Genomic DNA, 12525 nt, shown 5'->3' on the forward strand with positions numbered 1-12525 from the left:
AAGCCAATAAAAAAACAGGTCGCTGAGCGACCTGTTTGTTTTTTGGGGGGATTACAGGTGGAACTTAGGGAGCAGCGGCAGAACGTCGCGATAACGCTGGATGAGTGCATCCATTTTCTGACGCTTTTCCGGGTCATTAAACGCTTTCTGGGTCAGGTAGAATAATGATGGCGTTTCCCCTTGCGCCGCATTTTTGAGCTTGGTGTAATCGATGATGCTGCCAATCATCTCATAGGCCAGCACATTTTCTTTGTAGGCATAGAGCTTTTCTCCGGTAAGCAGCGTATAGGTACGTGCGCCTGCGACATCGTGGCGGTAGTCCTGTACAGAGACATATTGCGCCAGCTCAGTTCCAGGGGAGGTGTTACCGGTATCACTGCCACTGAATTTCACCACGATGTTCAGCAGGGCTGAAATTTCGCTGTATTCCCCTTTTTCCGGCAGGTCATAGTACCGCTTCAACTGGCGGGCATAGTATGGCGCGGGTTCAACCATGGTGTCCGGACGAAATAACGGGAATTCACCTCGCGCCGTCACCGGGTTGCCTTGAGCATCCTGAAAGAATTGTGGATAGTAAGTCCCGATGGTTCGCTGGGTGCCCAGCACGATGTCTTGCAACAGCCATTTCATGATGGGGCTGGTGTAAACTTTGTTGCCGTTTTTGTAATACACCCCCCGGAAATCAGCCAGTGACAGTTCCGCGCGATTGGTACTCCGGCGCTCACCATTGCGCTCCATCAGTGTGGCCATGGCGGCAAATTTGTCTGGCCAGTAACCCAGATAGTCATAGTAACCCACATAGTTAAACTTCGGATTGGCATTCGGCGCTTTTCCGCTGTTCAGGAATCGTCCTGCTTCGGCGGTTACCGTGAATCCCTGCTGCGCCAGGACTGATTTGATCACCGGGTGGAAACAGCTTCTCGGCACATCTCCCTGACGATACAGCTCGCGGTCGCTATAGACCGACATGATGTCTTCGAGTGGACGATAGGTGATTTCCCCTGCTGTATCTTCAAGCTCACAGAGATGATCCGGCTGAAGAATCACCTGAATCAGCTGATGACGATGCAGATCGACCGCTCGTGGCACGGCGCAGTATTTTTCATACAGATACTGGGTTGGCTGATAGCTGGCTTTGGTCGAAGTCCCGGAGCAGTCTTCTCCCGGATCATTTTTGAAGTAAATATGGTTGATCCGGTATTGATCAGACCAACTGCTAAACTTGCCATGATCCGCAAAAGTCTGGAGTACCTCGCGCCAAGACATAAAGTGCTTGAGTCGGCCAATAGCATAACTTTCTAACGTGCTTTCCTTGAAGTTCAGCCGATGATTGCGGTTGGTGCGGTAATCCAGCTGATCGTCATATCGCTGCCACCGATAAGCCAGCATTTCGGCAACATTGCGTCCTTCATCGTGTTTGTTGCAGTCGCTGTTCAGCCGGACATGACCGTCGGTGCAGTATTCAAATTCGCGAATGACTTGATCGCCTTCCGTTTTATCGCTCCAGCGATTATCCAGCTCACCAGCGTTCAGCGCTGCCCGGATTGTACCGTTGCTGAGTGACGGATCCAGATAATGTGCTTTGGGATGAAAAAAGCCCTCAAACAACTGGCGATCGTATTTTTCCAGCGAGATATAACTGGCAGTTTGGGGGGCGTTTGTATCCTGAGAATACGTACGGGCTTCGACTTCACGCTTGTATGCGAACCGCAGGGCTGCCAGATCGTACATGCCAAAGACCGACAAGGCGTCCATGATCGATGCGTTGTAATCCATAATCGAGCTGTAAGACGGCACATGGGTCAGGCCGTGCTGATGCGCTTCTGCCGGCGTAAAGTAATTGGGCTCATCAATACTGCCTTTGAAGTTGTGGCGTAGCCCAAGGTTGTGGCCCAGCTCATGGACCAGTGTTTTGGCATAGTAAATTCCGGTCAGGATCTCACCAATGTCCTTTTGCTGCGTCAGTGTCAGATCCTGCCAGTGTTTCAGATGCTGGCCGACGGCACCGTTCTGCCAGAGGCTGGGATCCTGGAACTGAATGGCACGACCGGCCACTGTGGCTGTCGGCAATTGCTTGGACGTCGCACTCACCCAAAGATTATCCACGGAGTACATATTGTTTTCCGACCAGAACTGCTGCTCAAGGTCCTGCAAGCGGGTCAGCGTTGGTAAATCCAGTTCCTCATCATGGATGTCATGATAAGTGGCCAATTCCTGAAACAGATCGTCAAGTGGGATTGCGGGCTGCTGACTGGCTTCATCCTCATAGGGCTGTGCCGTCAGTTCATGTGCCGTGTGTGCATGGACTTCCAGTGTGGCTGTCTCCGCAATCGCTCTCGCGTGCACCGTATCTGCCGCTGTCGTGACATCGCCGGCGGGCTTTTCCGGTGTGCTCATCGGGACAATTCCGCCCCGGTTATACTGCGTCACCAGCTTTTCCCAGAAGTAGTGGGAGAGTCCCTCCAGAACCCCGGCATACTGATTGACATGTGCATGGACGATTTCACCCGTGAGCGGGTTTGCAGCCGACGGACCATAACCAGCCAGACCATTTTCCAGAGGATCGTCAATCAGGTTAATCACGTTATAACGCAGATCGCCAGAGTGCTTGCCCGAGGGTTCGATCAGGCGAATTTCCGGCACACCGACTCTCTTCAGTTGCGGGTTGATCCGCGCCACGACTTCTTGGGTGATTTGTTTATAAAAGCGTGTTTTTTCGTTTTGATCGAAGCTGTCCGACAGGTGGTAGTCGATCGTGGCTAGGTTCGGATTGAACCGCTGCAAGTACTTGATATCGTTTCCGTCAAGTTGCGCATTGCCCAGTTGATCGGGTCTGGAGATGGTGTTGGCAAAAAAGCCGAAGGTGTCTTCATCACCCTTAGGGTACAACACGGGCTCATAATCCGGGCTGCGGATATTATCCAGCGGGACCAGTGAATAGAAGTGAGAGACGGTGAAGCTCAGGTTGCTGTAATCGAACTGGTTATGGCCTTTGAGCAGGGCGTTAATCAGGCAGCGACGGCTGTTGGTGACCTGAAAATCCTGCTCCAGTTCGACATTGAGTGAACCATCTTCGTTGAGTTCATAACCCTGCCAGTCGCTGGGATCAGGCAACCGGGGCGTGCCAATCGGCGTGATACAGCCTTTGGAGAAAACAAAATAGTCGGTTCGGTCGCGCTCGATGACCTGAAACTGATTGAAGTCCGGGGTAAAAAAGGGTTTCTCGGTCCAACTGAGATCGACGTCGGTATTCAATTCTTCCTGATTTGTACAGTCGCCATAGCTGTCTTCTTTACAGCGGTACGATTGGTACTTGCCTTTCATCAGAATGACTGGCGGCAATTCGTGGCGCAGCTTGTCCCAGCGGATACTGTCTTCCTGTTCAGTTTGATGCTGGGCAATGAGATCAGCGCTGACCTCCCGGACTTCCACGCCCTCCTCGCCATAGAATAGGCGAACGACTTTCTCTTCACCTTGTTTAAACGGGGCCATACTGACGGCATAGCGGGGAACTTTACCTATGGAGGGCAGGTATAAATAAAGTTGATCGGTTTTCAGCGCACTGCGATGAAATTGTTCAAGAGGTTTATCTTCTGTTTGGTATGCTTTGTCGTCTGCACCACAACCCGATAATATCGCGGTCGTGATCAGAGAGAGAAAAAATCTTCCCGATTTCATGACAAATCCTTATGTTTGAAAAAGAATAGCAAGCATTGGTTGAAAGTTATTGAAAACAATCAATTGATGATGTTATGCCAGATGATTATCAATGTTCATTCCTGAAACCAGATGGTTTTGGCGATAGAACATCGAATAGATTATATTTTCATACACTTCATTTCTGAAATAATGAATCATTGATAAAAGCTATAAATATGATAATCATTAGTGAATTTGATATGTCTGATACTATAGGGGCGTATTTTTGTCGATTTTTTGTTTTAATATGATGCGAGGTTAATATTTTTGTCTGTATTGATAACAAGTGTGACTTTCTCGAATTGAGATAGTTTTAACCCGAATGGTTTTTGTATTGATTATATTTGTTGAACTTAGGCAGGTTATTTTAAATTTAATGTTAAATTAAGAAAAAGCCAGTCAAATTCTGACTGGCTTTTGGGGGGCTCTTATCGCTGAATCGCGCTGGGTGAGCGGTTGAGTGTTGGTAGTACTTCTAATACAGCATGATAACGGGTCATTATTTTATCCATGATAGCCCGGCGCTCTGAATCATTGACATCCTCGATACTCAGATATTTCAAAGAGATTGTTGTATTGTCAATGGGTTCGTTAATCAAATCTGCATATTCATGAATGGATGAAATCATCTTATATGCGGCGACATTATCTCTGTTCGCATATAAGATCTCACCTATTTTGCGCTTATATTCCAATGCGTCTTTCTGGTTGTTTTTATGTTCTCTGACGGAAATATAACGCACCAGATTAATTCCATTCGAATATGGGTTGTCGTGACACTGCCTGAACTTCTCAGTAATATTGAGTCGTGCTTCAATCTGGCTATATTTTCCACTTTCCGGTAAATCATATAAACGTTTTAGCCGGGATGCATACAGCGGCGCCTCTTCAATCATGCTGCTGGTTTCAAACCATGTGAATTCACCTTGCGGTTTCACCGGATTTCCATCGCGATCGGTAAATAGTTCAGCATGGTATTTCTGATAGCTGGTTGCAGTACCGAAGAGGATGTCATCCAGCAGTTCTTTTATGCCGTCCGCACTGCGGACTGTGGTGCCATCCAGATAGAGTGTCTGTAAATCAGCTAAAGACAGATCTGCACGCTGGGTGGTCCGACGGAAGCCCTGACGTTCAACCAGAGTCGCCATGGCGGCAATTTTATCCGGCCTTCATCATGACGGTTGCAGTCGGTATTTTGAGAAACATGTATCCCCGTAAGCATCTTCTTTACACTGATAGACCTGATAGGTGCCGGGAATGGTTAACACCGGGCTCAGGTGACTCTCGACATCATTCCAGCGAATGCTGTCTGGCTGTGCAAGCTGTGCCTGAGCAATGGCATCCGGGCTGATCTCTCGCACCTCAAGTCCGGTTTCGGTATAGATCACCCGAACCAGTTTTTCCTGCCCTTGTACGAAAGGCGCCATACTCGCGGCATAGCGAGGTGCTTTCCCCATCGAGGGCATATATAAATACATTTGATCGGTTTTCAGCGCATTCCGGGTGATTTGTTCCGGTTTTTTGTCGACAAGTTTGTAGTCGTTGTCATCAGCACCGCACCCGGCCAGCAAGACCGTGTTCAGTGCAGAAAGCATAAAACGAGTTTTCATTTCAACTCCTTTTGTTAAAACGAAAAAATCAATGACATGGTGTAAGTCGCCTTACGCTCGTCAAAGAGATCAATGTTGCCCAGAGTTCCTCTTTCGGCATCGTAGTAGACACCGGAAGTGGAAACAGAGAGGGAAGCAGCCAGATTTTTCATGGCCTGATAGCTGAGGGCTGCGGAGCCACCGTAGTCCCAGTTGCGCCGGGTGCCTTCATACGACCAGCTGGTGCCGCCAAGTAATGAGCCACTCAGCGTGAAGTCATAGAATGAATAACTGCTGCTCAGGTGCAGCGAACTGATCCAACTGGTGAGTGCTTTGCCGCCAGCGGTGGTGTATTGGTGCAGGTTTTTTCTGAGCCTGGGCGCAACACTGGCCGACCAGTTTCCATCGCGGTAACTCAGCGGTACCGTCAGGCGCAATGCCGTGATCAGTTCCTGTTTTTGTGATGTTTCAGATGTTGGCACTGTGAACTGCAGATTCAGGCTGGAAGCGGTGTTGTCTCCGATATTGAATAGCTCAGGCTGGGTGTAACCGAGCACAGTATCCGTCAGGTAGGTGCCTGTTTTATCTTCCAGCTGTTGATAACCGCCCCCGGACAGGTAAAACAGATGATCCTCTGAAACACGAGCACTCAAGGTACCTGTCCAGTGGTTCGATCGCTCACTCTTATAACTTGTTTTTTCATAACCATTGGTGAGATGTGAGAGCGTGATTTTTCCACCCAATTGAAATTGAGGCGTTTCCGCAAAGGATTGGCTTGAGCTGAATATTGAAAACATCAGGGCGGGTATACCGAAATAACAATAACAATGCTTTTTTGTAGTGGGATGCATAAAGACTTTCCTTGTCTCACCAAATAAATCTGCAGGTCGTTGAACCTACTTGTTTGAATGGCTGAATTAGATATATTGATTCCAAAATTTCTTCAAATTACATTTTTTGATGATAAGTTTGTTATTTATGGATTTTCCCAGACTTCTCAGGTGTGGGGTTCATTAGAGTTAATTTTTTATGCTGCCAGATGTGTAAATGTTGGTGGGATTGTTTGAACTGCGCCTGGGAATGCCGATGGATGCATTTTTGTGCTCGGGGTTGAATGTGACCCTTTTCTTCATTCATGTATGAGCTAGTTTTGAACCCGGTCTATTGATTGTCATCGTGATTGAGTTAAATTGGGCTGCGTCGTGTCTATAGTAAGTTTGCGCTGAATTTCAGGTTGAATAAGCCAGTGAAACAACTGCTATACTGCTGAAGATTGAAAGGAATTTGATGACAGGGAGTCATAAACAGGGATGTTGTCGTATTTTTTGCGCCGTTTGGCGCTTGTGATCCCAACTTTTATTGGTATTACTGTCCTGATTTTTGCGTTAACGCGCTTTGTCCCAGGTGGACCGGTAGAGCGGATGCTGTCCAGCATTCAGGCCCAGCAGGGGATGTCGATGTCGCCTTCCATGTCGGGTCAAAGCAACGCATTATCAGAAGAACAGCTCGCAGAGCTGAATGCATTCTACGGGTTGGATAAACCTGTGTTTGAAGCCTACACCGACTGGCTGTCAAAGCTGATTCATCTGGACTTTGGTTTGTCGACGCGTTATTACGAACCGGTCTGGGATATGATCATGGAGCGATTGCCGGTCTCCCTGTTCTATGGTGGCGTCACCTTTTTCCTCAGTTATTTTATCTCCATTCCATTGGGGTATTATAAAGCCCTGAAACATGGCAGCCATTTCGATTCGGCCTCTTCCATCCTCATTTTTATCGGCTACGCCTTACCCGGTTATGTGGTCGGGGTGTTATTGATTACGCTCTTCAGTTACCAGCTGGAGTGGTTTCCGATGGGGGGATTTGTCGGGGATGACTTTGATGACTATGACAGCCTGTGGCTGAAAGTGAAAGATATTCTCTGGCATGCCTGTTTACCGCTCATTTGTTATTTGATTGGTGATTTCGCAACACTCACGATGACCATGAAAAATAATATGATGGAAACCCTGTCGGCTGATTATATCCGGACAGCGATTGCCAAAGGTTTACCGTTTCCGACCGCTGTTCTCCGTCATGCATTAAGAAACAGCCTGATCCCGGTTGCCAGTCATTTTGGAAATTCATTACTGTTTTTCATGACAGGCTCTTTCCTGATAGAAGTGATTTTTAATATCGATGGCATTGGGTTGCTGGGTTATGAATCCATTATGGAGCGGGATTATCCGGTTGTGATGGGTATTGTTGCCATTAATGCGGTGTTATTGATGCTGGGAAATATTATTTCCGATATTTGTGTTGCTTTGGTTGACCCGCGTGTGAAGTTCGGAGAATAAAATGTTATCACTAAGCCCGTTAACGAAGAAAAAGATCCTCCGTTTCAAAGAAATTAAACGTGGTTATTGGTCTTTACTGATTTTAACAACCTTGCTGATTTTTTCTTTTTTTGCTGAATTTTTCATCAACAGCAAAGCTTTGATGGTGAAATATCAGGGGGAATATTATTTTCCGGTTGTCAGTGATGTGCTACCCGGCACCCAATTCGGTCAGGACTATCAAAGTGAAACGCAATACCGTGAATTAAAGCAATGGTTTGCTCAGCAGAACCAGGGCGATTTTGTGGTGATGCCACTGGTGCCCTGGAACCCGCTGGAGCAGGATTTCAGTGGTGATTTCCCTCCGACAGCCCCGGATGCGGACGCTCAGCATTACCTGGGAACAGACACCATTGGCCGGGATATTCTGGCCCGGCTGGTCTATGGTTTTCGGATCACCATGGGATTTGCGCTACTGACGATGGCCATTTCTTATGCCATCGGGACGGCCGTTGGCTGTGCGATGGGATTTTGGGGCGGCAAGTTCGATTTGCTGGTCCAGCGATTCATTGAGATCTGGTCCATGGTGCCCTTTTTATACGTCATTATGATTCTGGTCTCGATCACACAACCCACATTTACCTTATTCGTCGCCATCAATGTGCTGTTTGGCTGGATGGGGATGACCTGGTACATGCGGACCATGACCTATAAAGAAGTGGCCAGAGATTATGTGATGGCTGCGAAAGCTATCGGAGCCTCGAACTGGCGGATCCTGTATGCACATATTTTACCGAATGTGATGGTCATGATTGTGACGCTGGCACCTTTCACGATTGCAGCAAATATCACGGCTCTGACGGCTCTGGATTATCTGGGACTGGGCCTGATGCCGCCAACACCCAGCTGGGGTGACTTGCTGCAGCAAGGGAAATCGAATCTGGATTCCCCGTGGATTGTGATCACTGTGGTCACCGCGATAGTTGCCGTACTTGTGATGGTGACCTTTATTGGCGAAAGTGTCCGGGCGGCTTTCGACCCTAAGAAATTTACCCGTTATAGTTAAGAGAGTAGCCATACAACAAGGACGTATGATGAAGAAGACAATGAGCCTATCCGCCCTTCTGGCGATGACGTTTGGCAGCTCACTGCTGATGGCAGCCGACTTACCGGCGGATCTGAACTGGCAATCGAATCTGCACGAACCTCGATTTGCGTCACCACAGGCGAAATTTGGTGGCACCTTTCATACTTATATTGAAAGCTTTCCGCAAACTTTTCGGGTGGTGGGCCCGGATTCGAATGGTCGTTTCCGCCCCTGGTTATTAGACAGTCGTCCGTCTGCGGTGACCCGCCATCCTGACACCAAAGCCTGGATCCCGGATATTGCTTCGGAATGGGCCTATGGCGACGACAATAAAACGGTGTATTTCCGGATTAACCCAAATGCGAAATGGTCTGATGGTGAGCCGATCACGTCTGAAGATTTTACATTTGTGCTGACCTTCATGCGTTCCAAAGACATTGTTGCGCCCTGGTATAACACCTTTTATACCCAGCAGATTGAAGACGTGATTCAGTACGATGAACGCACATTTGCTGTTGTCTCCGGAGAAAAGCGTAACGCTGAAGAGCTGATGTTGTATACCAACATGCGACCGATTCCGGCGCATTTCTACCGCCCGAAAAAAGATGAAAATCACGACGGCATTCAGGATAACTTTGTCCGCTTTTATAACTTTAAGCCTGAGCCATCTGCAGGACCTTATTATGTTGATGACATGAAGAAAGGGAAGTCCATTACCTTCAAACATGTCGGTAAAGATTGGTGGGGGTACAGCAACCCATATTATCTGCATCGGTATAATGTCGAGAAAATCCGAATCAAAGTGATTCGTGACAAAGACATTGCCCGCCAGCATTTTGAGAAAGGCAATCTGGATTCATTCTGGCTCGATACCCCGGAGCTGTGGCGGGAGAAAACCGAAACCGCGAACTTTGAGCAAGGCTACATCCATAAATTCTGGGGATATAACCAAGTGCCTATTGGAGCGGGGGGGCTCTGGCTCAACACCGCAAAACCTCTGCTGGATCAGTTGGAAGTGCGTAAGGGCATCGCATTGGCGACGGATTTCGATGGTCTGATCGAGAAAGTGTTACGCGGCGATGTCGTGCGTAAGCCGAATCCGATGGGCATTGGTCATGGTGACTACACCAATGCAGACATCAAAGCGCCGTCATTTGATCCGGCGAAGGCCATTGCACACTTTGAAAAGGCCGGCTTTAGCCAGATCGGGCCGGACGGGATTCGTGTGAATGAACAAGGGCAACGCCTGTCGTTCGGGATTACTTATAGCTATGGCTATTTAACGCCGCAAATTGCTTACCTGAAAGAGCAGGCGAAGCTGGCTGGCCTGGAGTTTACCCTGAACCTGATTGATGGATCTTCAGCCTTTAAGTATGTGCTGGAGAAAAAGCATGAATTGTCGTTCCATTCGATGGGGACCGCTGAAATTCCGGCTTACTGGGAATACTTCCATTCCACCAATGCGAACAAGCCACAGAACAACAACTTCACGAACTTCAGTACCCCTGAACTGGATCGCCTGATCATGGCATACCGGACAGAGTTTGATCTGGAGAAGAAGAAAGTCCATGCCAAGCAGATTCAAGCCATTGTTGCTGACGCTGGCGTGATTGTGCCCGGTTATATGCGTCCTTACGCAAGGGAAGCTTTTTGGCGTTGGTTACAGATCCCGCAGCCAGCCATGACAAAATCAACTGAGTTTTTGTTTCCGTCCGGCACATTCCGTGATCTGGGCACTTACTGGATTGATGAAAGCCTTAAAAAAGAAACTAAGGCTGCGATGAAATCAGGTAAAAGCTTCGCGCCTGTGACCATTCTGGAAGAGGAATATAAGCTTTGATCCGGGCTGGAGTGTTGTATGAATCATCATGAAATCATCCTGCGTGTGCAGGATCTGGAAACTGAATTCAGCACCGATGATGGCAAAGTCAAAGTGCTCCACGGTGTGTCATTCGATGTGAAAAAAGGAAGGACGCTCGGGCTGGTGGGGGAGTCCGGTTCAGGTAAGAGTGTGACTGCCATGTCGATCCTAGGGCTGCTTCCGCAGCCCTATGGGCGGGTCACTCAAGGTAAAGTGCTCTATCGGGATACAGATTTACTGGGACTGTCTCCCAAAGAAATGTATGCCATGCGCGGCAATCGTATTTCCATGATTTTCCAGGATCCGATGACGGCACTGAATCCGGTTCAGACGATTGGCAAGCAGTTGAATGAAGTTCTGGCGTTGCATCGTCCGGAGCTCAGCAAGAAAGAACGCAGTCAGTACTCTTTGGAGATGCTGAAGAAAGTGCAGATTCCTCTGGCGGAAAAGCGCTTGTATGAGTATCCGCATAATCTGTCTGGCGGGATGCGTCAGCGTGTCATGATTGCAATGGCGCTGGCCTGTAAGCCGGATGTTCTGATATGTGATGAGCCTACGACCGCACTGGACGTCACGATTCAGGCTGAAATCCTAAAATTAATGAAGTCACTTCAGGCTGAAACGGGCATGGCGATGATCTTCATCACCCATGATTTAGGGGTCGTGGCTGAAATCTGTGATGATGTTGCGGTGATGTATGGCGGCAAAGTGCTGGAAACAGCCGATGTGTTTGAACTGTTTGACAGCCCACAGCATCCTTACACCAAACGATTGATGGGATTGATGCCGGGTCTGGACAGGCCCGGAAAGCAACTGATTCCATTTGAGCCCATTGACCCGAGCCAGTTTCCTGAATTCAAAGAAAGCTGATCGGTTATTTTGTTGTTTGCAGTCAGAGTGATGTCATGGACGAAATTTTACGTATTGAAAACCTGAAACAACATTTCGTTTCAGGGAAAGGGATTTTAAAGAAGGGTTATGTCATTAAAGCAGTTGATGGTGTGTCTTTTTCTTTAAACCGCGGGGAAACGCTCGGCCTGGTCGGTGAATCCGGTTGTGGCAAAAGTACCCTTGGCCGGACCATTTTAAAGTTGTTTGAGCCAACTGACGGCAAGATCATTTTTGAGGGGCAAGACATTACCCATTTGTCTGCCAGACAAATGCGGCCTCTAAGAAAAGACATGCAGATTGTCTTTCAGGATCCGCTTGAATCACTCAATCAGCGCCATACCATTGGCATGATTCTGGAAGAGCCTTTCATTATTCATCACATTGGCACCCCGGCTGAACGCAAGCAGTGGGTGCTGGAATTGCTGAATAAAGTCGATTTACCTGCTTCTTCTGTCGACAGATATCCGCATGAGTTTTCCGGGGGACAGCGGCAACGTATCGGTATTGCCCGGGCAATCGCTCTGAAACCGAAGCTCCTCATCTGTGACGAGTCGGTTTCGGCACTGGATGTTTCGGTTCAGGCGCAGATTCTGAATCTGCTGTTGTCTCTGCAAAAAGAGATGGATTTAGCGGTGATATTTATTTCCCATGATTTATCGGTTGTGAAGCATGTTTCGGATCGGGTTGCTGTGATGTACTTTGGTAAAATTGTTGAACAGGAAACCGCGGAAGCGATCTATACAGCCCCTCAGGCTGATTACACCCGGAAGTTATTATCTGCCATTCCAATTACTCACCCGAATCAGCGACAGGCTTAAAGTCTTCTGGTGATACAAACTCCTTTAAATCAGAGTAAAAAATAAACAAAAAGAGGTCTTAGATTTCTTTTTGTTTAATAAGTGTTCAGGTGAGGGTAAATTCGAAAAAAAACTATTGCGCTCTGAGAACATCTCTCTATAATGCGCCTCCGTTGTCACGATAAACCGAACGGTTAGCGAGATAACAAAACGTTCTTTAACAATTTGACCATGCAATCTGTGTGGGCACTCGACAATGATACAGTCAAAAGATTTTATCAGTGAA

9 protein-coding genes are annotated in these 12525 nt (G+C 47.9%); 5 read left to right on the top strand and 4 right to left on the bottom strand.

The genetic code is table 11. The features are described from left to right. Positions 1-51: 51 nt before the first annotated feature. The 4 genes from Q4579_RS16490 to Q4579_RS16505 all read right to left on the bottom strand — a co-directional run bounded on the left by Q4579_RS16490 (position 52) and on the right by Q4579_RS16505 (position 5941). Entirely contained in the window at positions 52-3678 is a 3627-nt protein-coding gene (locus tag Q4579_RS16490; RefSeq protein WP_303565689.1) for a zinc-dependent metalloprotease, read from the bottom strand. Positions 3679-4127: 449 nt separating this feature from the next. Continuing rightward, the gene (locus tag Q4579_RS16495) at positions 4128-4847 is read right to left on the bottom strand and encodes a hypothetical protein (protein ID WP_303565690.1); all 720 of its coding nucleotides are present in this window, start codon (positions 4845-4847) and stop codon (positions 4128-4130) included. Positions 4848-4871: 24 nt separating this feature from the next. After that, entirely contained in the window at positions 4872-5309 is a 438-nt protein-coding gene (locus Q4579_RS16500) for a hypothetical protein (protein WP_303565692.1), read from the bottom strand. A gap of 14 nt (positions 5310-5323) precedes the next feature. After that, on the bottom strand, positions 5324-5941 hold the full coding sequence (locus Q4579_RS16505) for a hypothetical protein (protein WP_303565694.1): 618 nt from the start codon (positions 5939-5941) through the stop codon (positions 5324-5326). Between the two features lie 657 nt (positions 5942-6598). Here Q4579_RS16505 and Q4579_RS16510 point away from each other — a divergent pair. The 5 genes from Q4579_RS16510 to Q4579_RS16530 are packed head-to-tail and all read left to right on the top strand — an operon-like array spanning position 6599 to position 12260. Continuing rightward, entirely contained in the window at positions 6599-7624 is a 1026-nt protein-coding gene (locus Q4579_RS16510) for an ABC transporter permease subunit (protein ID WP_303565695.1), read from the top strand. Position 7625: 1 nt separating this feature from the next. Then, positions 7626-8669, top strand: coding sequence for an ABC transporter permease (locus Q4579_RS16515; protein WP_303565697.1), 1044 nt, complete (start codon positions 7626-7628; stop codon positions 8667-8669). A gap of 28 nt (positions 8670-8697) precedes the next feature. After that, positions 8698-10530, top strand: coding sequence for an extracellular solute-binding protein (locus Q4579_RS16520; protein ID WP_303565699.1), 1833 nt, complete (start codon positions 8698-8700; stop codon positions 10528-10530). Positions 10531-10548: 18 nt separating this feature from the next. Further along, positions 10549-11421 carry an ABC transporter ATP-binding protein gene (locus Q4579_RS16525; protein WP_303565701.1) on the top strand — a complete coding sequence of 291 codons (873 nt, stop codon included), beginning with the start codon at positions 10549-10551 and terminating at the stop codon, positions 11419-11421. Between the two features lie 35 nt (positions 11422-11456). After that, the gene (locus tag Q4579_RS16530) at positions 11457-12260 is read left to right on the top strand and encodes an ABC transporter ATP-binding protein (RefSeq protein ID WP_303565704.1); all 804 of its coding nucleotides are present in this window, start codon (positions 11457-11459) and stop codon (positions 12258-12260) included. Positions 12261-12525: the final 265 nt, after the last annotated feature.

The sequence above is a fragment of the Photobacterium sp. 1_MG-2023 genome, assembly GCF_030547945.1.
In the GTDB taxonomy this organism is placed as follows: domain Bacteria; phylum Pseudomonadota; class Gammaproteobacteria; order Enterobacterales; family Vibrionaceae; genus Photobacterium.